Origin of the sequence: Roseiterribacter gracilis, assembly GCA_018332375.1 — a bacterium.
In the GTDB taxonomy this organism is placed as follows: Bacteria; Pseudomonadota; Alphaproteobacteria; order BOG-932; family Roseiterribacteraceae; genus Roseiterribacter; species Roseiterribacter gracilis.
Genome location: BOPV01000001.1, coordinates 3,529,644 through 3,548,948 on the forward strand (window position 1 = coordinate 3,529,644; position 19,305 = coordinate 3,548,948).

Consider the following 19,305-nt stretch of genomic DNA (forward strand, 5'->3'; position numbering starts at 1 on the left):
AGAGTGGCTGGAACGGCTGGTCATCGGGGACGCGGGTCCCATACTCTACCCCCATGGCAAAGATCGAAATCTACACCAGCCCCTGGTGCGGTTACTGCGCGCGCGCCAAGAAGCTGCTGACGAGCAAGGGCGTCGAGTTCACCGAAATCGACGTCGAAGCCGAGCCGCGTCGCAAGCCCGAGATGGTGCAGCGCGCCAATGGCGGTCGCACCATGCCGCAGATTTTCATCAATGATCGCCACGTTGGCGGCTGCGATGATCTGCACGCGCTCGATGCGCGCGGCGAACTCGACCCGTTGCTCGCCACGTGAAGCACAAGGTTGCGCTTGTACAGATGAATGCGGGGCCGGCGATCGACGCCAACCTCGCATCGGTTGCCGAGCAGATTCGTCGTGCGCGCGATCGCGGCGCGGCGTTCATCGCCACGCCCGAATGTACCGGCGCGATGGTGCAGGGGCGCGAGAAGTCGTTGGCGGTTGCCGACATCGAAGCCAACCATCCCGGTCCCGAACTGTTTCAGGAACTGGCGCTCGAAACCGAAGCCTGGTTGCTGGCGGGCTCGTTCGGCATTTTGCGCGACGACGGCATGTTGGCGAACCGCTCGTATCTCGTCGCACCGACCGGTGCGATCGCGGCCACCTACGACAAGATTCATTTGTTCGATTTCATCGCGCCCGACGGCGCGTCGTATCGCGAAAGCGCGACCTACGCGCCGGGCACGTCGGCGGTTGTTGCCGACACCGATCTCGGTCGTGTTGGATTGAGCATCTGCTACGACGTGCGCTTCGCCGCGCTGTATCGTTCGCTGGCGAAAGCCGGCGCGCAGATCATCACCGTGCCTGCGGCCTTCACTGTGCCGACCGGTGAAGCGCATTGGCATGTGTTGTTGCGCGCGCGTGCGATTGAAACCGGCGCGTTCATTCTCGCGCCCGCGCAAACCGGCACGCATGACGAAGGTCGCAAGACTTACGGCCACTCGCTGATTGTTGCGCCGTGGGGCGAGGTGCTTGCCGATGGCGGCACCGAGCCTGGTCTGGTCGAAGCCGAACTCGATCTCGACCGCGTTGCAGAAGTACGGCAGCGCTTGCAAAGCCTGCAGCATGACCGGGACTTTGCGACGCCCTGACGCCTTGGCTTGCATGCAAGCCAAAGTTTATCGCCCGCCTGCGGCGATCGAAGGGCGTTTACTTTCCGCGAAGGTTTCCCGTCGCAAGCTGTTCACATCATGATCGTCTACGAACTCCGCTGTGCCGAAGAACACGGCTTTGAGGGCTGGTTCCGCAATTCCGAAGCCTTCGACCAGCAGGCTGATTGCGGCCAGGTCGAATGTCCCGTTTGCGGCTCGACCGAGGTGCGCAAAGCGCCGATGGCGCCGCGTATCGGCAAAGGCGCCGCCGAACTCGAAGCTGCACAACGCGCGCACGACAAGCTTGGCGAGCTGTGCCGCCAGGTCGAACAGAAATGCGTCTATGTCGGCACCGACTTCGCCGAAGAAGCGCGCAAGATTCACTACGGCGAAGTCGAACAGCGCGACATTTACGGCGAGGCCAGCGCCGAAGAAGCGGAATCATTGCGCGACGAAGGTGTCGCCTTCGCCGCCATACCGTGGGTGAATCGCGACGACGCGTAATTCTGTTTGATGTCATCCCGCGAAGGCGGGATCCATTTCAGAGCCGCAGCGATGCGGCTCTGTTCGTTTGGATCACAGCGTCGGCGCGATGGATCCCTGCTTTTGCAGGGATGACATTCACGCAGTCGGCTTCGTTGCCGCCAAAAAGTAATTCACCGACAGATCGGTGGCGCTGCGTTTGAACGCGCCGGCCAGCGGATCGAAGACGAGGCCGGTCGTGTCGACGACGTCGAGTCCAGCCGCACGACAGGCGCGCGCCAGTTCGGCGGGCTTCACGAATTTCTTCCAGTCATGCGTGCCCGCCGGGACCCAGCGCAGTACGCGCTCGGCCGCGACGATGCCCAGCGCGAAACTCTTGGCGGTGCGGTTCAAGGTCGACAGCAACAGCAACCCGCCCGGTCTCACGGTCCGGGCGCAGGCAATCACGAACGCGGTCGGGTCGGTCGTGTGTTCGACCACTTCGAGCGCGGTCACCAGGTCGTAGGTGTCGGCGGGCTCAGCCTCGACCGATCCGACTCGATAGGTGAGGTTGAGGTCGTGGCCCGCGGCGTGGGCCGTTGCGGCTTCGATCGCGACCGCGTCGGCATCCAGTCCTAGGGTCGTGGCGCCCATCCGGGCCAACGGCTCGGCCACCAGCCCGCCGCCGCAGCCCACATCCATCACGGTCAGGCCGGCCAGGGACGTCATCGACTTGGAATCGCGGCCGAAATGCTGGATCGCCTGGTCGCGGACCCAGCCCAGACGGACCGGGTTCAGCCGGTGCAGGGGGGCGAACGGCCCGGATGCGTCCCACCAGCGCGCCGAATCCTTGGCGAAATGGGCGATTTCTGACGGATCGACGCTGGAAGATGGCATTTGGGCGGGGCGGTTTGCTTGCGATGCGACCATGGGCGCGAGTATGGATAGCCGCCCTCGCGCGGGCAAATCGCCAAGCGCGGGTTAACACCGCGCGCATCCGCTCTCTCCGGACCACCAAGCTCACACGATGGCTCGACTTGTTCTCAAGTTCGGCGGCACTTCGGTCGCTGACCCCACGCGTATCAAGAACGTGGCGCTCAAAGCCAAAGCGGAGCTGGATGCTGGGCATCAGGTTGCCGTGGTGGTGTCGGCCATGTCGGGCGTGACCAATCAGCTTGTCGAGTACTGCCGTCAGATCGCGCCGATGTACGACGCGCGCGAATACGACGCGGTGGTGGCGAGCGGCGAGCAGGTGACTGCAGGCCTAACCGCGATGGCGTTGCAGGAGCTGGGCGTGCAGTCGCGCAGCTGGCAGGGCTGGCAATTGCCGATCCTGACCGACGACGTGCATGCCAAGGCGCGCATCAAAAGCATCGACGGCGACGAAATCGCAAAGCGCATGGCAGCGGGCGAAATCCCGGTCATTCCAGGCTTTCAGGGCGTGAGCGAACGGCATCGCATCACCACCTTGGGCCGTGGCGGCTCGGACACGTCGGCGGTCGCGATTGCAGCGGCGATCAAAGCCGATCGTTGCGATATCTACACCGACGTTGATGGGGTCTATACGACCGACCCGCGCATCGTCACCAAGGCCAAGAAATTGGCGAAGATTACCTACGAGGAAATGCTGGAGATGGCATCCCTCGGGGCTAAGGTCCTGCAGACGCGTTCGGTCGAGATGGCGATGAACCATCGCGTGCGCGTCCAGGTCCTGTCGAGTTTTGGCAATGCGGTTGGCTCGGATTTGCCCGGCACGCTGGTCGTCGACGAGGAGGAAATCGTGGAACAAGAGGTCGTCAGCGGCATCGCTTACAGCCGTGACGAGGCGAAGATCACGCTGGTGCGTGTCGCCGACAAACCCGGCGTTGCGGCCAAGATCTTTGGCCCGCTGTCGGACGCTGCGATCAATGTCGATATGATCGTGCAGAACATCAGCCACGACGGGCGTTCGACCGATATGACGTTCACCACGTCCCGGACCGATCTCGACCGCGCTGTGCAGGTGCTCGAGTCAAATCGCGACGCGCTGGACTATGAGCGCATCGTTGCGGACAAAGGCGTGGTCAAGCTGTCGGTGATCGGCGTCGGCATGCGCAGCCACACGGGTGTGGCGCAGCGCATGTTCCAGACGCTCGCCGACAAGGGTGTGAACATCCAGGTCATCTCGACCAGCGAGATCAAAATCTCGGTGCTGATCGACGAGGCCTATACGGAATTGGCGCTGCGTGCGCTGCACACGGTCTACGGATTGGACGCGACCCAGTGAACGTGACGTTGCCGCAGACCATCAGCGCAGAAGAACGCGCCGCCGCACAAGCGCGGCTTGCGGCGTTGTGGGCGCGCGGGCGCGAATTCCTCGGCACTGAACTCGCCATTATGGGCGGTGCGATGAGCTGGGTCAGCGAACGCAATCTGGTCGCCGCGATTTCGAACGGCGGCGGCTTCGGCGTGATTGCGTGCGGCGCGATGATGCCGGCGCGGCTCGACGAAGAAATCAAAGCCACTTTCGCGCTGACCAAAAAGCCGTTCGGCGTGAATTTGATCACCATGCATCCCGAACTGGATGCGCTGATCGACGTTTGTCTCGCCAACAAGGTCAGCCACGTCGTGTTGGCCGGCGGTCTGCCGCCGACCGCTGCGATCAAGCGGATTAAAGAAGGCGGCGCCAAAGTCGTCTGTTTCGCGCCCGCGCTTGTGCTGGCGAAGAAACTGGTGCGCTCGGGCGCCGATGCGCTGGTGATTGAAGGCATGGAAGCTGGCGGTCACATCGGTCCGGTCGCGACCTCGGTGCTGGCGCAGGAGATCCTGCCCGAAATCACCGACGTGCCCGTGTTCGTTGCCGGCGGCATCGGTCGCGGCGACGCGATCGTGTCCTATCTCGAAATGGGTGCGGCCGGCGTGCAGCTCGGCACGCGCTTTGTGTGCGCCACCGAATCGATCGCGCATCCGGCGTTCAAGAAAGCGTTCTTGCGCGCCGACGCGCGCGACGCGATTCCGTCGGTGCAGCTCGATCCGCGTTTCCCGGTCATTCCGGTGCGCGCGTTGCAGAATGACGGCACGCGCAACTTCACCGAGAAGCAGCGCGACGTGATCGCGCGCGTCGATGCGGGCGAACTCGACGCCAAGGCGGCGCAGCTCGAGATCGAACATTTCTGGGCCGGTGCGTTGCGCCGCGCGGTGATCGATGGCGATGTCGACGGTGGTTCGCTGATGGCGGGCCAGTCGGTCGGCATGGTCAAACGCGAAGAGCCGACCACGGCGATTCTGGCTGAACTCATCGACCAAGCAGAAACCGCGCTGGCGCGCCGAAGCCAGCAATTCGCCGGAGCGCTCGCGTGACAGAGCGGCTCCCGGCCTCGGCACGGGAGCAGGACGATGCTCCGCGTGTAGGGGGCGCCGCAGTTTCGACTGCGGCGTTCGGCGCGGTCGCGCGCCGACTGATTGCGCGCTTGCGCGACGTGATGGCGGGCGCCGGCGACGCGCAGACCCGTCTCGATCAGATCGTGCAGCTGATTGCGGCCGAACTGCACGCCGAAGTCTGCTCGTGCTACCTGATGCGCGCGGGCGACATTCTCGAATTGTTTGCCACCGTCGGTCTGAATCCCAGCGCGGTGCACCGTACGCGCCTGCGCGTTGGTGAAGGTCTCGTCGGTACCGTCGCTGCATCGGCCCGTCCGCTTGCACTGGCTGACGCGCCGTCGCATCCCAATTTTGCGTATCGTCCGGAAACCGGTGAAGAGCCGTTCCGTTCGCTGGCCGGTGTGCCGCTGCTGCGCGGCGGCCGCGTGCGCGGCGTGCTGGTGATTCAGCATCTGCGCGCACGCAATTACAGCGAAGACGAAATGGAGACGCTGCAGACCGTCGCCATGGTGGTCGCCGAATTGGCGAGCGCGGGCGAATTGGTCGGCGCGGGCGAAATCTCCACCGCTGGTGACGCGGGCGTTCTGCAGCAGCGTCTTGCTGGCATCGGCATCAATTCCGGTTTGGCGATGGGGCAGGCGGTGCTGCACCGGCCGCGCCTGACCTTGTCGGAACTGGTTGCCGAAGATCCCGAAGCCGAATTCGCACGCTTCGGTGAAGCGGTCAGCACCATGCATGCGTCGATCGACGTCATGGTGCAGCAGTCCCGCGAAGCGGTGCCGGGCGACACCGCCGACATTCTCGAATCCTATCGCATGTTCGCGCGCGATCGCGGCTGGTTGGGCCGCATTCGCGAAGCGATCGCGCAAGGCCTGACCGCAGAAGCGGCGGTCGAACGCGTGCAGCAGGACAATCGCACGCGCATGGCGCAGGTCGCCGATCCGTATCTGCGCGCGCGGCTCGACGATCTCGAAGATCTGACCAATCGGTTGCTGCGGCATTTGTCGGGCAAGCGCAGCCCAATCGAAACCGCGCTGCCCGATGACGTGGTGCTGGTTGCGCGCGCGCTGGGTCCGGCCGAGCTGCTCGATTACGACCGCGTGCGATTGCGCGCGCTGGTGCTGGAAGAAGGTTCGCCTTCGAGCCACGTCGCGATCGTTGCACGCGCGCTGGACATTCCCGTCGTCGGACGTTGCGCCGGCGCCTTGTCGCGCATCGAAGCGGGCGATCCGCTGATCGTCGATGGCGACAACGGACAAGTGCTGGTGCGTCCCGGCGAAGATCTGATCGACGCCGCTGCACGCGCGATGGCGACGCGCGCCGACCGGCGTCTGTCGTACCAGGCGATGCGCGATCTGCCGGCGGTGACGCGCGACGCGGAACCGATCCAGCTCTGCATCAACGCCGGTCTCGTGATCGAGATGCCGCAGATCGCCGACACCGGCGCTGAAGGCATCGGTCTGTTCCGCACCGAGATCCCGTTCATGGTGCGTGCGACCTATCCCGACGTTGCGGCGCAGACCGCGCTTTACAGCGAAGTGTTGGAGCAGGCGAACGGCGCACCGGTGACGTTCCGCACGCTCGATGTTGGCGGCGATAAAACGCTGCCCTACTTCCCCGCTGCCGATGAAGAAAATCCGGCGCTTGGTTGGCGTGCGATCCGCATCGGGCTCGATCGTCCGGCGATGTTGCGCATTCAGCTGCGCGCGCTGGTGCGTGCTGCGGCTGGTCGCGATCTGCGCGTGAAGTTTCCGCTGATCGCCGAGGTCGCGGAATTCGACGATGCGCGTCGCTTGCTCGACCGCGAACTCGCACGCGCGGCCAAAGAAGGCATCGCGCCACCGAGCAGCGTCAAAGTCGGCGTCATGTTCGAAGTGCCGTCGCTGTTGTGGCAGCTCGATGCGTTGTTGAAGTCGGTCGATTTCGTGTCGGTCGGATCGAACGACTTGGCGCAATATCTGTTTGCTGCCGACCGCAACAATCCGCGCGTCGGCTCGCGCTATGATCCGCTGTCGCCCGCATTCCTGACCGTGCTCGACCGTCTGGCCGAACGTTGCCGCGCGGCGCGTGTGCCGCTGTCGATTTGCGGCGAGATGGCGTCGCGCCCGCTTGAAGCGATGGCGCTGTTGGGACTGGGCGTCCGCATCCTGTCGATGACGCCGCGCGCGGTCGGTCCGATCAAAGCGATGGTGCGCTCGATCGATTCACGCCAGGTGGGCGAATTCCTAAAACCGCTCCTATCTGGCCGCGAGCGTAGTTTGCGCCCGAAATTACGCGCTTTTGCGCGCGATCACGGTGCGTCCATCGAAGACATTGCTCTCGTTCGGTAAGCTCGGTACCTCTCAACCCTCTCTTTGGCCTCTGTTTCCCGAGATCTTTCGGCTACCGGCACCCTTATGGCGGATCGCACGTCCAAGCGCCTGCAATTGCAAGTCGTCCAGGCCGACGCGGAAACGCCGGCTGCCGACGGCGCGCCTGCGGCACCGCGCACGGTCAGCGAAATTCTGCGCGCCGGACGCGAAGCGCGCGGCCTGTCGATTCACGACGTTGCCGATGCGGTGCGCATTCGTGCGGTCAATCTCCAAGCCATCGAAGACGCCGCGTTCGACCGTCTGCCCGGCGCTGCCTATGCGATCGGATTCGTCCGGTCCTATGCGGAATTTCTGGGCTTTCCCGGCGAGCAGATGGTGCAGCGTTTCAAGGCCGAAGCGGCCCACGCGGCGACCAAGCCCAAGCTGATTTTCCCGGTCGCGATCCGCGAACGGCGTGCGCCCACCGGTGGTCTGTTGTTGCTGGGCGTGCTGTTGGCCGCGGCGATCTATGGCGGCTGGTGGTGGCTGCGCGCCACCGACCGGCATGTCGCCGATCTGGTCCCGCCCCTGCCCGAGCGGCTGGCCCGCCTGGTCGGCAACGACCGTCCGGCCGAAACCCAGCCGACCCCGCCAATCGCCCCGATGGTCCAGGTCCCGGCCGCCTCGAGCGGTCCGGTCGCCATCGCCGATCCGACCCTGCCGGTGGTCAATCCGCAGCCGGTGATGCGCTCGACCCCGACCGTCTCGGCCCAGCTGGTGATGAAGCCGGCCGAGCCCAGCGAAGGCGAAGCTCCGACCCCGGACCCGGTCCCGGGTGCGGCGCCGACTCCGGCTTCGACGTTGAGCGCCGCCGAAGCGGCAGGCGCCGCGATCCCGGTGCCGACCCTGATCAAGCCCGATGCGCCGGTCCTGGCCCCGGGCACCTACGGCGCCGAACCGGCCAAAAGCCGGGTCGCGGTCCGTGCTGCCAAGGAAAGCTGGGTCCAGGTGCGCGACGGCACCGGCCAGCCCGTCTTCACCCGTGTGCTCAAGGCTGGCGAGATCTATTACGCGCCGAGCGAACCCGGTTTCAGCATGACGGTCGGCAATGCCGGCGGCATCGAGGTGCTGGTCGACGGCAAGGAAACCCGCAGCCTGGGTGCGGTGGGCCAAGTGCTGAAAAGTGTAAGTCTGGATCCCGCGCGCTTGCAGTCGCGCGTGCCTGCTCCAAATTGAACCCGGCCGGTTTGGTCGGCTTAACGAGGAAATTCTGATGAACGGCCTGCGTCCCTGGCGCGATATCGCGCGACGCAAATCTCGCCAGATCTCGGTTGGATCGGTGAAAGTCGGCGGCGACGCCCCGATCAGCGTGCAGTCGATGACCAACGCGCTGACGTCGGACGCGAATGCGACGATCAACCAGATCCGCGAGTTGGAAGAGGCCGGCGCCGACATCGTGCGCGTCTCGTGCCCCGACGAAGAGTCGACCGCGGCGCTGAAAGAGATCGTGCGCGCGGTGAAAGTGCCGATCGTTGCCGACATTCATTTTCACTACAAACGCGCGATCGAAGCGGCCGAAGCGGGCGCTGCATGCCTGCGCATCAATCCCGGCAATATCGGTTCGGCCGATCGCGTGCGCGAAGTCATCAAGGCCGCCAAGGATCACGGCTGTTCGATGCGCATCGGCGTCAATGCCGGCTCGCTCGAACGCGACCTGCTGGAAAAGTACGGCGAGCCGTGCCCCGAAGCGATGGTCGAAAGCGCGCTCGACCATGCGCGCATTCTCGAAGACGGCGACTTCCGCGAGTTCAAGATCAGCGTGAAGGCGTCGGATCCGTTCCTCGCCGTCGCTGCCTATCAGGGCCTGGCTGACGCGTGCGATTACCCGCTGCATGTCGGCATCACCGAAGCGGGCGGTTTGCGCTCGGGCACGGTGAAGTCGTCGATCGGCATGGGCATGTTGTTGTGGTCGGGCATCGGCGACACGATCCGTGTCTCGCTGTCGGCCGATCCGGTCGAAGAAATCAAAGTCGGCTTCGACATTTTGAAGTCGCTGGGTCTGCGTCATCGCGGCGTCAACGTGATCAGCTGCCCGTCTTGCGCGCGCCAGCAGTTCAACGTGATCAAGACGGTCGAGCGTCTCGAACAAGCGCTGGCGCATATCGCGACGCCGATGAGCCTGTCGGTGATCGGCTGCATCGTGAACGGGATCGGCGAAGCCGAACTGACCGACGTCGGCTTCACTGGCGGCGGCAAGGGCACGCACCAGGTCTATCTGAACGGCGTGCCCGCGCATCGTTTGCAAGACGAAGACATCGTCGAGCATCTCGTGAAGCTGGTCGAAGCGAAGGCCGCCGAGATCGAAGCGAAGAAAGCCGAGCTGGCGGACGCGGCGGAGTAATCCGCCGTCATGCTGGCGCGGATCTTCAGCGCGACCGTTTTCATTCTCTGTTTTCTGGCGATGCTGACCTTCGGGGCCAGCGTCGGTATTTCGCTCGGCGGCGTACTCGAAAACGGCTGGGCGTTTTCCTGGCTGATGCTGGCACTCTTCGTCGTCGCGATGCTTGCCACCGCGGCGACGTGGGAGCGGGCGCGACGTTAGAGTTTGCGCCAGATCGAATAGGCGACGGTGCCGTTGCCCGACGCGCTCGCCGGCACGCTGTAGGTCAACAACCCGTTCTCGTAGCGATAGTCGCGCACTTGCCGCTTGCCTTCCCAGTTGGGGAACGACGCCGCTTCGACATCGAACACAAGCTGCTGTTTTTCTGCGTCGAGCTGCACGCGGCCGAAATGCGTGCTCGAACCCAGCGACGCGTCGCGATACTCGTCCGGCTGTCCGCGTGTCTTGTCGCCGGTCGCAAAGGTGGCGCGACCGATGCGGAAGATCTGCAGCGTGTAGCGCCCCTGCGCATCGATCATCAGCAACCCGTTCGGATGTTCGCCATAGGCGGTCACGCGGGTGCCGTCGGCGCGAATTTCGTAGGCCGAGTCCATGATCCAGGTGCCGACCAGCGAAAGCGGCGGCTCGACCGCGCGGGCCGGGACCGGAAGCGCTGCGAGCGACAAAACCCCGACGCTGGCGAGCTTGTGCAACCAATCGATCATGCCAATCTCCATGTGTAACCCTATAGGCAGGTTACTTCCGCTTTTTGCGCATCGCACGTAACCTGTCAATAGGGTTACTTGTAAGAAGAACCAAAGGCGGCTAAGCACGACCATGGCCAGCAGCGAGCCCACCCAAGCCAAAGCGTCCGACACGCGTGACGGATTCCGCTTCCGCGGCGGCCATGTCGCGCTGGATTTCCCGGCGACCTTGGCGGCACGACGTCAGGCGACTCCGCGCGAGCTGCTTGCGCTGCCGAGCGACCTCAGCCGCTGGCTTGTCGCGGCCGGCCTGACGGCGTCGGCGCTGCTCGTGACCCAGGACGATCTCGAAACAGCCAAGCAATTGCGCGAAGCGATCTACGCGGTGGCGGTGGCGCGGATCGAGGGTACGGCACCGCCGGTCGGCGCGCTCGACGCGCTGAACCGGATCGCAGCAGGCGAGGCGGCGATCTTGAAGCTCGATCGCGACGGGCAGATGCGCTTGCTCGGATCGGCGCGCGCCTTGTTGACGTCGCTGGCGCATGAAGCGATCCGCCTGTTCGGCGCCGAGCAGGCCGATCGCATTCGCCAGTGCGAGTCCGAGACGTGCGCGCTGTTGTTTCTCGATCTGTCGCGGTCGGGCGACCGACGCTGGTGTTCGATGTCGGGTTGCGGCAACCGCGCCAAGGTCGCGGAGTTTCGTCGCCGTAAACGCGCGGCGCCGACCTAAGTCGACTCGCCGCGAAACCGCGCGCGATAGGCTGACGGTGCTACACCGAACCGCCGCACGAAGGCGCGGCGCATGCGTTCTTCGTCGCCGAACCCACATCGCGCTGCGATCTGCTTGATCGCTGCATCGCCGTCATGCAGCGCGCGTTGTGCCGCTTCCAGCCGTAACTCTTCGACGCGCTTTGCCGGCGTCGTGCCGAAGCGGGCTGCGAAATGGCGCGCGAAGCTGCGCGGCGCCATGCCGGCGCGCGCGGCCAATGTTTCGACGCTGCAATCGCGCGCCAGATGGTCCTGCATCCAGTCGCGCACCGCGTCGAGCCGCGCGTGCTCTTGTTGCGCAGCACTTTGCGCCTGCGCCGCCAGCGCGTTGCTGAATTGCGCCTGACCGCCGGGGCGGCGCAGAAACACGACCAGCTCTTTTGCAACGGCCAGACTGCGCTGCGCGCCGAAATCGTCTTCGATCAGCGCCAGCGCCAGATCGATGCCTGCCGTCACGCCCGCCGACGTCCAGATCTTTCCGTCGCGCACATAAATCGGATCGAGTTCGACGCGCACCTTCGGATAGGCGGCGCGCAACGCGTCGACTTTGCTCCAATGCGTCGCGGCGCGTTTGCGGTCGAGCAGGCCGGCGGCTGCCAGCAGCCACGCACCCGTGCAGACGCTGCAGGTTCGCCGCGCCCGGCGCGATGCGGTGCGGATCCAGTCGAGCAGCGCGGCGTCGCGCGCCGCTTGCTCGATCGCGACGCCGCCCGCGACGATCAGCGTATCGAGCGTGGCGAGATCGAACGCCGCGACCGGTTCGGTCTGCACGACCAGCCCGCCAGCCGTGCGGATCTTGCCGCCGCTGCGTGACAGGTAGACGAGCCGATATGGACGGTCGCGCGCGGTCGCGAATTGATTGGCGGTGGCGAATGCGTCGCCCGGCCCGGTCACGTCCAGCGCCAGCGCATTGTCGAACAGCACGATCGCAATCGTGCGCCCGGCGGCGCTTGGCAGAGAACGAGGGCTAGCTGACATTTCAGCCAGACCCTGACCCGGGCAGACTGGCCGCGTCAATAATGGAGGTTCGAATGCTGGCGCTGCGCCCCAACTGCGAATGCTGCGACCGCGACCTGCGGCCGGACTCGGCAGAGGCGCGCATCTGTACCTACGAGTGCACCTTCTGCGCCGACTGTGTGGAGAGCGTGTTCGCGGGCGTCTGCCCCAATTGCGGCGGCAATTTCGTCGCGCGCCCGATCCGGCCAGCCGAGAAGCTTCTGAAGAGCCCGGCTTCGACCCAGCGCGTGCTGCGCGCGGCGCCGTGTGGTTCGCGCGCGGCTTAATTCGTCATCCCCGCGAAAGCGGGATCCAGGTTGTCGTGCTTGGAGTTCGTGGAGTTCCCTCGTGGATACTCCTGGATCCCCGCCTGCGCGGGGATGACGCTAAAGCGTCAGTCTTCGTTGGCGCCAACCACGCGCCGTGCACCCCATCCGCGCAGCACGTCGTTCAGCGCCTCGAGCGTGAAGTGGCGCGCTGATTCCTGGTCGTACCCGTCGCTGAGCATCTGGTCGTAGTCGGTGAAACTGTGCCGCGCATAGGCGACGGCGCTTAACCACGCGGCTGCTTCGGGCGAGGCGGTACGCAAGCCGCGCGAGCCCAGCGCGCGATCGACGATGGCGCGTTCGTCACGGTCTTCGAGATGCGGAAACAGGCGCCGCAGCGCCTGCGCGATGTCTCGATCCCTGGGTAAGCGATTGGGGGTCAGACGATCTTGCTCTTTTTCAGCGCGGCGATTGCGGCTGCATCATAGCCAAGCTCGCCCAGAATCTCGTCGGTATGTTCGCCCATCGATGGCGCCGGTTTGGTGTCGTTGATGCGCACGCCGTCGATTTTGATCGGCGAAGCCAGCATCTCCATGTCCGGCATGGCGGGGTGCGCATGCGTCTGGATCAAGCCGGTGTCGCGCAGATACGGATTGTCGAGCGCCTGGCCCAACGTCAGCACCGGTGCGATCGGGCATTTTCCTTGCAACAAGCGCAGCCAGTCTTCGGTTGGTTTGGCGCGAAACAGCGGATCGAGTTCGGTCTCCAGCACGACGCGATGTTCGCGCCGTGCCTTGGCGTCGATGAAGCGCGGATCGTCGGCCAGTTCTGGGCGGCCGACCGCGGTCGCGACCGCTTCCCAGAATTTCGGCAACATCGCCATCACGAACACCCAGCCGTCTTTTGTCGGATAGATCTCGCACGGCACGGTCGATGGATGCGCGCTGCGGCTTTTGCGGCCGACATCGTCGCCTTCATTCAAATACCAGGTCGCGGGATAGGTCAGTTGATGCACCGCGGTGTCGAACAAGGTGACGTCGACATCGCCGCCTTTGCCGCTGTTGCGCGCACCGAACACGGCGGCGAGCAAACCCAGCGCGGTCGTGACGCCGGTCATGTAGTCGACGATCGACAGGCCGAACCGCGTCGGTTCGTGCGCCGGATCGCCGGTCATTTCCATAAACCCCGCTTCGGCCTGCATCAGATAGTCATAGGCAGGCCACGCGGCGCGCGGACCTTCGCGGCCATAGCCCGACAAATGTCCGCAGACGATTTTCGGATTGATCTTGGCCAGCGCCGCGTAGTCGAGGCCGAGCTTGGCCGGCTGGTCGCCGCGCAGATTGTTCATCACCGCGTCGGCGCTGGTGACGAGCTTTGCAAATACCGCGCGCGCGTCTGGCTGTTTGAGGTCAAGCGTCAGCGAACGCTTGTTGCGATTGAAGGTTTGGAAGAACAGCGAGTCGTTCTCGCCCAGAAAATACGGCCCGGTCGCGCGGCTGACGTCGCCGCCCGAAGACGGGTTTTCGATCTTGATCACGTCAGCGCCGAGATCGGCGAGATACATCGAGCCGAACGGCCCTGCGCCGTACTGCTCGACCGTGATGATCCGAAGCCCTGCCAGCGGCCGGTGCATTCCCGTATCCCCGAAAGTTCCTTTTGCTCGCTAATCCGAGCCCGCGCCGGGCGCAAGGCCGCCGCGCGCAGCGTGACCGAAACCAATTGGCCGCAGCCGGGTTGTTTCGGTCGCAGGGACAAGGAAGCCAATCATGCTGGGAAAAATTGCTACCGCGACGACCTTCATTGCCGTCGTTTCACTGGGTGTTGGTGCCTGGAGCTACGCGCCGTCGGCCGACAAAAAGCCCTGGCGCCCGCAGGCAACCGCGACCGAGGTCAGCATGCCGGCCGATCAACTGCCGGTGCCGAAGGCGAAAGCGAAGCCGCTGGCCCTGATCGGCCAAAGCGCCGCGACGAAGACCGCCGCGCGCTAAACGCTGAGCCAGCTCGCAGCCGCGGCGCCGAGACCAAATCCCAACGCCAGACCGGGCGCGTAGGGGAGCGCCCCGCCGCCCCGCTGTAACAACGGACGCAACAGCGCCGTCGCGATCCCGGCGATCATCACCGCGACCGCCAATCCAGCGACGCCGATCATTGCGCCGATCGCACCCAGCAGCAGAACATCTGCGCCCCCGACCGCCTGCAGGCCGCGTCCCAAACTGGCGGGCAGCAATCCACCCAGCGCCAATCCCGCGCCTGCGCCGAACATCGCGGCGCGCGGCGTCACGAACGCGCCGTCCAGCGCGCCGCTGCCGCTGGCGAGCAGCGCCAACGTCAGGATCGGAATCGTGACCGCATCGGGAATCTCAGTTGCGCCTTCGTCGATCGTCGCTGCGATCGTCAGACCATGCGCGACCAATAGCGCAAGCAGCGCGGCAATCCATGTGCGCGGTGCCACAATGTTGTGGGTGGCGAACAATCCCAGCAGCAACGGAATGGACGCGCCGGCAAACAGGATCCGGTGCAGCGCGCGACGCGTTGCGGGACCGCGATCGCGTGCGCCCGACGCACCGGCGCAAATCGCCCAGGCGCGTTCGCGCCACGCGTCGCCTTCAAGCAGGCTCCACAGCAGCAACAGCGACACCGCAATGGCGGCAGCCCAAGCAAAGCTCATGTCGAAATTCATTTCGCCGCCCACGCCGCCAGGAATCGATCCGGGCCGGCCGCCCCGCTGATCACTTCGCCCGACGACAGATAGGCGGCGGGCGTTCCCTGCACCGCGAAACGCTGCGCCAGCACCGCGATGCGCGCCATTTCGGTTTTGACCTCGTCGCTGTTGCGCATCCGCAGCAGCTCGTCCCAGTTCAGGCCAATGCGATCGGCAGACAGGCGCACGATCGCATCGGTGACTTCGCCGTCCTGTGCCAACAAGGCTTCGTGCAGCGCGGTACCTTTGCCCATACGCGCTGCCGCGAGTACCGATAGCGCAGCGGTGCTGCTCGACGGGCGCAACACGGCAACCGGCATGGCGATGATGCGAATGTCGCTTTCGCGCGCGCGCAACTTGGTCAGGTCTTGTTCCAGATGCCGGCAATGCGGGCAGTTGTAATCGAGGAAGACCAGCGCGCTGCGTTTGGTCTCGGTCGGGCCGAAGGACAGCGTGAACGGGCCGCGCGGATTGAGCAGCGCCGGCTCGGCCGCAAGCGCGGCGCGCCAGGTGCGCGACTTCTCGCGCTCGCGCCCTTGGTTGGCTGCCTGCATCGCGCGTTCGATGAAGCCGGGCTGGCTCATCGCGGCGAAGACGCGTTGCTCGAACTCGGCGGGCGCAATCTGCGCGGTTGGTGCTGCTGTTGGTGCGGGCAGCATTCGCTGTTGTTCGGCCAGCGCGACCAGCAGGCCGGCTGCCAGCGCAAGCGCGGTTCCCAGTGCCACCGACCAACGGCGCGGGCGCGGTGACTCGCCAGGTGGCTCGAGTAAAACGCTCATGTCGAAACTTCCTCGTTGGACGGTACGGCTGCGGTGGCGAAGGCCAGAACATCGTCCGGCGCCAACAACACCGCTGCAGTTGCGTCAGCGGCGGGCGCCGTCGGCACGCGGTCGGCCGCGTCGGCGACCGGTTCGAAGGCAAGCTGCAGAATCGCGCCGTCGAGACGCGTGCCGCCATAAAGCAGCGTCTGCCGGATCTGCACGTGGGTTGCGTCGCCGACCCGGCCAAGCTGCACCAGCTCCCCAACCGGCACAGTGCCGAGCGCGATACGCATGCTCAGCGGCGCTTGCACGATCGGATCAGCTTGCTCGGTGATGCGCAGCGACGCGCCCGACCAGGCGAACTGTCCGAGTTGCACGCTGCCCAGCTTGGTCAGCCGGTTGCTGCACGGACGCCGCGCGCTTTTCGCCAGCGCGATTTCGAATTCGATTGCCTCGGGCAGAAAGCGCGTCGCCGGGGTTCCCAACGTCGCCGCCCAATAGGACGCGCTTTCGAACAAGCGCGCATGCGGTATGCAGGGCGGTGCGGCTTCGGCGATAATCCAATCGGCCGATGCGCCGTCCAATGCGGTGCGATCGACCGGCAGGTTGATGCCCGTCTGCAGCAGCTGCACGCGCGTACGCGCGTCGCCGGACAGATTCTCGTCGAAGAATTTCTGCAACGCGGCGGCTTGGCCGGGATGGCCGACCAGAACAAAGACCTGCGCGCCGGCCAGCGCCGCGAAGAGCGAGGTCAGGCCCGATCCCGGCAGAATATCGATCGCAATCTCGCCCGGGGTGATCTGCGCAACGCCGGCATCGATTGCGTCGATGACGTCGTCGCGCAGAATCCAGGCGACCTGCCAGTCGGGAATCTGTTCGGGTACCAGGCGACGCACGCGGCCGCGCCACCGCGCCAGTTGCGGCAAGCCGTCGATGGCGGTGCGCATGCGTTCGGCGCGCGCATGCGTGTCGTCGCTGCCGAACCAGCCCGACAACAGCGCGACGAAGCGCGATAGAGACGGATGCGCGGTACCGCGCGCTGCTTGTTGTTCGGCAGCGACTTGCGCCTGCGCCAGTTGAAACCCCGCGTCTTGCTGATCGCCCGCCTGCATCGCCGCAAGTGCGCGGGCGAGCCGCGTCCAGGCGCTGGTCGGATCCAGCCGCGCCATCGTCTCGATCGTGATGCGCGTGGCGGCGGGCTGCATGTCTTCGAACCGCGCCAGCGCGACCAGAAACAAATTCGGCAGATCGTCGTCGAGCTCGCCTTGTACGTGCGTCTGACGCGCCAGACCGAGACGCAGCAGGTTGGTCGCGAATTTCCGCTGCTTGTCGGGATCGGCGCGTGGCGTGTCGGGGGTCAGCTGCAGCGCGACATCGAACGCGCCCGCTTCGCTGGCGAGACGCTGGGCCTGCAGACGTGCCCCTGCATCCTCGCCGTGCAGGTCGAGATGTTGTTGCAGGAAGGCGCGCGCACGGGTTCGGCTGCTGCGGCGCAGGGCATCGGCGACTTGCAACGGGTCTTGCGGTGCGTCGCGTTCGATCGGCGGCGCGTCGGCTGGGCGCAGCCCGTAGGCGGGCGGCAGCAGCGCGGGGGCTGCGACTTCTTCGGGAAACAACAGTGCCAGCAGCGAGCGTGCGCGCTGCTCGTCCGGCCGTTGCTGCAAGACAGCGCGCGCAATCCGCTCGGCGCGTACGATGCGACCGGCGCGAAAGGCGTCGATTGCGTCTTCAATATCGGCGGCGGGATCGTCGGCGAGCGCGAGACTCATCGGTCGACTCTTACGGCGCGAAGCTGGGCGGCGGCGGCGCCGACTGCACGGTGCCGGTCGCCTTCATCCAGGTCACGATCGCGAAACGGATGCCGCGCGTGACCGGTAGCGCGCCGTGCAGGAAACGCGGATCGGACGGGAACGCGACCAGGAGGCCGGGCGCGGGTTGGATTTCGACCTGCAGCTCGGGGAAAAGAAGCGTGCCGCCTTCAAACGCATCGTTGAGATAGAGAATCACGCTGACGTCGCGATCGGCATCGCGCAGCCCAGGCATGCGGCCCTGCGCCGTGTCGGGATGCGGCGCGTAGTGACCGCCGGTTTCGTAGACCAGCAGTTGCGGCTCTTCGATCCATTCGATCTCGACGCCGAAGCTGGGCTGAATCTTTTCGTGCACCGCACGCTGTAGCAGGCTGCGGATCGACCGTCGCACCAGACTTGTGTCGGCGGACTTGGCGTTGCGGATCGCGGGATCGAGCCGGCCGCCCGGCTGGCGCGGATCCATCACCCGGTGACGCCAGGTGCGTGTCGGATCGACGCCGTCGATCAGATCTTCGCAATCGTCCTGCGCGAGGAAGCCGGGCCAGCGCCGGATCAAATCACTGCGCGAACCGGTCGACGAGTCGACCAGCGCCGGATGCAGCAGCGGCGCGTGCGAAAGCGTCGCTGGTGCGGTCACGCGCGAAACGCGCCCATCGTACGCAGGCCGAACAGGGTCGCCTGCTTCATCATCATCGTCTTCAGCTGTTCCATCTTGCGCGTGCGGATCAGATTCTGGATCTGCGTCCGGTCTTCATCGACCGCGAGCAGGAATTCCGCCGTCATGCGTGCGGGGCTGCCGATCAGGTCCTGATGGATGATGCCGAGAAAGCCGTTGGCGAGCAGTCCGGCTGTGTGATCGGGATCTTCGCCGCCGGCATATTGCAGCAAGGATTGCAGCGCCTGGATCGGGTCGCCGCCGTGAATCGTGGTGATCACGAGATGGCCCGACAACGCGGCGCGCAAGGCCTGCTGTGCTGCGTTGGGATAGCGGATCTCGCCCAACAGAATATAGCGCGGATGCATGCGCAGCGCCTTGGCCAGCGCTTTGTGGAATTCGTCTTCGCGACACTCGGTCGGGAAGCAATAGCCATAGCCGTGTGGCCCATACATCGGCAGCTCGCATGGGCTTTCGATCGTCAGCAGCACGTCGCCATAGGTTTCGAGATATTTGATGCCGAGCGCGCAGGCGGTGGTGGTTTTGCCCGATCCCGTCGCACCCGACAGAACCAGCAAGCCGCTTTGCTGGCCCAGCTGGATCAATCGTTGCTGCGCCGATTCGGGAAAGCCGATCTCGTGCAGCTTGCGGATTGCGTGTTCCTGCCGGCGGAGCACGAACCACAGGCTTTTGTCGTCGAGCTCCATCACCGCGACGCGATAGACGACTTCGTCGTGCTTCACGGCGAATTCGGTGATCTGTCGTTCGCGGTATTTGCCCGAATATTCTTTGCCGAGATCGCGCGCCAGGCCGCGCGCTTCATTGGTTGCGTCGTCGGGCATGCGAATCAGGCCTTGACCCGAGACTTTCAACATCCCGTCGCTAGACGCGTTGATATACGCGTCCGCGAAGAAGTGATCCTTGATCGCCATTCCGTCGCCTGCCTGCCGCACCTCGTTGCAGCGCGACCCTACGCGGCTTCGCAGGTGACGAAAAGAGGAAAAAGGAAGAGCGCGTAATTACGCGA

Annotated in this window: 22 protein-coding genes; 12 read left to right on the forward strand and 10 right to left on the reverse strand. The window is 65.2% G+C overall.

What is annotated here, in order from left to right:
- The first annotated feature begins 53 nt into the window (after positions 1–53).
- The 3 genes from grxC (at position 54) to TMPK1_RS17625 (ending at position 1,630) form a co-directional block, all read left to right on the forward strand.
- Entirely contained in the window at positions 54–311 is a 258-nt protein-coding gene (gene grxC / locus TMPK1_RS17615) for a glutaredoxin 3 (protein ID WP_420244669.1), read from the forward strand.
- Positions 308–1,126 (forward strand): carbon-nitrogen hydrolase family protein, encoded by an 819-nt coding sequence (locus TMPK1_RS17620; protein WP_420244670.1) that lies wholly within the window; start codon positions 308–310, stop codon positions 1,124–1,126. Before grxC ends, TMPK1_RS17620 begins: the two co-directional genes overlap by 4 nt.
- A gap of 99 nt (positions 1,127–1,225) precedes the next feature.
- The gene (locus TMPK1_RS17625; protein ID WP_420244671.1) at positions 1,226–1,630 is read left to right on the forward strand and encodes a DUF1178 family protein; all 405 of its coding nucleotides are present in this window, start codon (positions 1,226–1,228) and stop codon (positions 1,628–1,630) included.
- 117 nt (positions 1,631–1,747) lie between these two features.
- Here TMPK1_RS17625 and ubiG read toward each other — a convergent pair whose 3' ends face one another.
- Complete coding sequence (gene ubiG, locus TMPK1_RS17630; protein WP_420244673.1) at positions 1,748–2,485, reverse strand: bifunctional 2-polyprenyl-6-hydroxyphenol methylase/3-demethylubiquinol 3-O-methyltransferase UbiG; 738 nt, start codon at positions 2,483–2,485, stop codon at positions 1,748–1,750.
- A 130-nt stretch (positions 2,486–2,615) separates the two neighbouring features.
- Here ubiG and TMPK1_RS17635 point away from each other — a divergent pair, with 130 nt between their 5' ends.
- From TMPK1_RS17635 to TMPK1_RS17660, 6 genes are all read left to right on the forward strand, one after another.
- Positions 2,616–3,854, forward strand: coding sequence for an aspartate kinase (locus tag TMPK1_RS17635; protein ID WP_420244675.1), 1,239 nt, complete (start codon positions 2,616–2,618; stop codon positions 3,852–3,854).
- The gene (locus tag TMPK1_RS17640; RefSeq protein WP_420244677.1) at positions 3,851–4,927 is read left to right on the forward strand and encodes an NAD(P)H-dependent flavin oxidoreductase; all 1,077 of its coding nucleotides are present in this window, start codon (positions 3,851–3,853) and stop codon (positions 4,925–4,927) included. The genes TMPK1_RS17635 and TMPK1_RS17640 overlap by 4 nt, the downstream gene beginning before the upstream one ends.
- 122 nt (positions 4,928–5,049) lie before the next feature.
- Complete coding sequence (ptsP, locus tag TMPK1_RS17645) at positions 5,050–7,278, forward strand: phosphoenolpyruvate--protein phosphotransferase (RefSeq protein WP_420245683.1); 2,229 nt, start codon at positions 5,050–5,052, stop codon at positions 7,276–7,278.
- 66 nt (positions 7,279–7,344) lie between these two features.
- Positions 7,345–8,475, forward strand: coding sequence for a helix-turn-helix domain-containing protein (locus TMPK1_RS17650; RefSeq protein WP_420244679.1), 1,131 nt, complete (start codon positions 7,345–7,347; stop codon positions 8,473–8,475).
- 37 nt (positions 8,476–8,512) lie between these two features.
- A complete protein-coding gene (ispG, locus tag TMPK1_RS17655; RefSeq protein ID WP_420244681.1) occupies positions 8,513–9,640 on the forward strand; it encodes a flavodoxin-dependent (E)-4-hydroxy-3-methylbut-2-enyl-diphosphate synthase in 1,128 nt (375 codons plus the stop codon).
- Positions 9,641–9,649: 9 nt separating this feature from the next.
- Positions 9,650–9,841 carry a hypothetical protein gene (locus tag TMPK1_RS17660; protein ID WP_420244683.1) on the forward strand — a complete coding sequence of 64 codons (192 nt, stop codon included), beginning with the start codon at positions 9,650–9,652 and terminating at the stop codon, positions 9,839–9,841.
- Here TMPK1_RS17660 and TMPK1_RS17665 read toward each other — a convergent pair.
- Positions 9,838–10,344, reverse strand: a complete 507-nt coding sequence (locus TMPK1_RS17665) for a lipocalin-like domain-containing protein (RefSeq protein WP_420244685.1) — start codon at positions 10,342–10,344, stop codon at positions 9,838–9,840. The genes TMPK1_RS17660 and TMPK1_RS17665 overlap by 4 nt on opposite strands.
- A 112-nt stretch (positions 10,345–10,456) precedes the next feature.
- Between TMPK1_RS17665 and TMPK1_RS17670 the strand changes: the two genes are divergently transcribed.
- Positions 10,457–11,053: a CGNR zinc finger domain-containing protein gene (locus tag TMPK1_RS17670; RefSeq protein ID WP_420244687.1), complete on the forward strand. Its 597-nt coding sequence runs from the start codon at positions 10,457–10,459 to the stop codon at positions 11,051–11,053.
- Here TMPK1_RS17670 and TMPK1_RS17675 read toward each other — a convergent pair.
- Positions 11,050–12,069 carry a GlxA family transcriptional regulator gene (locus tag TMPK1_RS17675; protein ID WP_420244689.1) on the reverse strand — a complete coding sequence of 340 codons (1,020 nt, stop codon included), beginning with the start codon at positions 12,067–12,069 and terminating at the stop codon, positions 11,050–11,052. The two genes, TMPK1_RS17670 and TMPK1_RS17675, sit on opposite strands and share 4 nt — an antisense overlap.
- Before the next feature lie 53 nt (positions 12,070–12,122).
- Between TMPK1_RS17675 and TMPK1_RS17680 the strand changes: the two genes are divergently transcribed.
- Positions 12,123–12,374 carry a DUF1272 domain-containing protein gene (locus TMPK1_RS17680; protein ID WP_420244691.1) on the forward strand — a complete coding sequence of 84 codons (252 nt, stop codon included), beginning with the start codon at positions 12,123–12,125 and terminating at the stop codon, positions 12,372–12,374.
- 107 nt (positions 12,375–12,481) lie between these two features.
- On the opposite strand, the gene TMPK1_RS17685 is transcribed toward TMPK1_RS17680, so the two are convergent.
- Positions 12,482–12,796, reverse strand: a complete 315-nt coding sequence (locus tag TMPK1_RS17685; RefSeq protein WP_420245684.1) for a DUF2293 domain-containing protein — start codon at positions 12,794–12,796, stop codon at positions 12,482–12,484.
- Complete coding sequence (locus TMPK1_RS17690) at positions 12,793–13,986, reverse strand: CaiB/BaiF CoA transferase family protein (protein WP_420244692.1); 1,194 nt, start codon at positions 13,984–13,986, stop codon at positions 12,793–12,795. Before TMPK1_RS17690 ends, TMPK1_RS17685 begins: the two co-directional genes overlap by 4 nt.
- A gap of 133 nt (positions 13,987–14,119) precedes the next feature.
- Between TMPK1_RS17690 and TMPK1_RS17695 the strand changes: the two genes are divergently transcribed.
- On the forward strand, positions 14,120–14,341 hold the full coding sequence (locus TMPK1_RS17695) for a hypothetical protein (RefSeq protein ID WP_420244693.1): 222 nt from the start codon (positions 14,120–14,122) through the stop codon (positions 14,339–14,341).
- Here the strand turns inward: TMPK1_RS17695 and TMPK1_RS17700 are convergent.
- From TMPK1_RS17700 to TMPK1_RS17720, 5 genes are read right to left on the reverse strand one after another with little or no spacing between them, the layout of a single operon-like run.
- Positions 14,338–15,021 (reverse strand): prepilin peptidase, encoded by a 684-nt coding sequence (locus tag TMPK1_RS17700; RefSeq protein WP_420244695.1) that lies wholly within the window; start codon positions 15,019–15,021, stop codon positions 14,338–14,340. The genes TMPK1_RS17695 and TMPK1_RS17700 overlap by 4 nt on opposite strands.
- An 8-nt stretch (positions 15,022–15,029) precedes the next feature.
- On the reverse strand, positions 15,030–15,833 hold the full coding sequence (locus TMPK1_RS17705; protein WP_420244697.1) for a DsbA family protein: 804 nt from the start codon (positions 15,831–15,833) through the stop codon (positions 15,030–15,032).
- On the reverse strand, positions 15,830–17,584 hold the full coding sequence (locus tag TMPK1_RS17710; RefSeq protein ID WP_420244699.1) for a hypothetical protein: 1,755 nt from the start codon (positions 17,582–17,584) through the stop codon (positions 15,830–15,832). Before TMPK1_RS17710 ends, TMPK1_RS17705 begins: the two co-directional genes overlap by 4 nt.
- Before the next feature lie 10 nt (positions 17,585–17,594).
- Positions 17,595–18,260: a prolyl hydroxylase family protein gene (locus TMPK1_RS17715; protein ID WP_420244700.1), complete on the reverse strand. Its 666-nt coding sequence runs from the start codon at positions 18,258–18,260 to the stop codon at positions 17,595–17,597.
- Positions 18,257–19,210 (reverse strand): ATPase, T2SS/T4P/T4SS family, encoded by a 954-nt coding sequence (locus tag TMPK1_RS17720; RefSeq protein ID WP_420244701.1) that lies wholly within the window; start codon positions 19,208–19,210, stop codon positions 18,257–18,259. The genes TMPK1_RS17715 and TMPK1_RS17720 overlap by 4 nt, the downstream gene beginning before the upstream one ends.
- Positions 19,211–19,305: the final 95 nt, after the last annotated feature.

Bases quoted from the DNA above. Each gene is read 5' to 3' on its own strand.
- grxC (WP_420244669.1), top strand. From the start codon at position 54: ATGGCAAAGATCGAAATCTACACCAGCCCCTGGTGCGGTTACTGCGCG.
- TMPK1_RS17625 (WP_420244671.1), top strand. From the start codon at position 1,226: ATGATCGTCTACGAACTCCGCTGTGCCGAAGAACACGGCTTTGAGGGC.
- ubiG (WP_420244673.1), bottom strand. From the start codon at position 2,485: ATGCCATCTTCCAGCGTCGATCCGTCAGAAATCGCCCATTTCGCCAAG.
- TMPK1_RS17635 (WP_420244675.1), top strand. From the start codon at position 2,616: ATGGCTCGACTTGTTCTCAAGTTCGGCGGCACTTCGGTCGCTGACCCC.
- ptsP (WP_420245683.1), top strand. From the start codon at position 5,050: ATGGCGGGCGCCGGCGACGCGCAGACCCGTCTCGATCAGATCGTGCAG.
- TMPK1_RS17650 (WP_420244679.1), top strand. From the start codon at position 7,345: ATGGCGGATCGCACGTCCAAGCGCCTGCAATTGCAAGTCGTCCAGGCC.
- ispG (WP_420244681.1), top strand. From the start codon at position 8,513: ATGAACGGCCTGCGTCCCTGGCGCGATATCGCGCGACGCAAATCTCGC.
- TMPK1_RS17660 (WP_420244683.1), top strand. From the start codon at position 9,650: ATGCTGGCGCGGATCTTCAGCGCGACCGTTTTCATTCTCTGTTTTCTG.
- TMPK1_RS17665 (WP_420244685.1), bottom strand. From the start codon at position 10,344: ATGATCGATTGGTTGCACAAGCTCGCCAGCGTCGGGGTTTTGTCGCTC.
- TMPK1_RS17670 (WP_420244687.1), top strand. From the start codon at position 10,457: ATGGCCAGCAGCGAGCCCACCCAAGCCAAAGCGTCCGACACGCGTGAC.
- TMPK1_RS17675 (WP_420244689.1), bottom strand. From the start codon at position 12,069: ATGTCAGCTAGCCCTCGTTCTCTGCCAAGCGCCGCCGGGCGCACGATT.
- TMPK1_RS17680 (WP_420244691.1), top strand. From the start codon at position 12,123: ATGCTGGCGCTGCGCCCCAACTGCGAATGCTGCGACCGCGACCTGCGG.
- TMPK1_RS17690 (WP_420244692.1), bottom strand. From the start codon at position 13,986: ATGCACCGGCCGCTGGCAGGGCTTCGGATCATCACGGTCGAGCAGTAC.
- TMPK1_RS17695 (WP_420244693.1), top strand. From the start codon at position 14,120: ATGCTGGGAAAAATTGCTACCGCGACGACCTTCATTGCCGTCGTTTCA.
- TMPK1_RS17700 (WP_420244695.1), bottom strand. From the start codon at position 15,021: ATGAGCTTTGCTTGGGCTGCCGCCATTGCGGTGTCGCTGTTGCTGCTG.
- TMPK1_RS17705 (WP_420244697.1), bottom strand. From the start codon at position 15,833: ATGAGCGTTTTACTCGAGCCACCTGGCGAGTCACCGCGCCCGCGCCGT.
- TMPK1_RS17710 (WP_420244699.1), bottom strand. From the start codon at position 17,584: ATGAGTCTCGCGCTCGCCGACGATCCCGCCGCCGATATTGAAGACGCA.
- TMPK1_RS17720 (WP_420244701.1), bottom strand. From the start codon at position 19,210: ATGGCGATCAAGGATCACTTCTTCGCGGACGCGTATATCAACGCGTCT.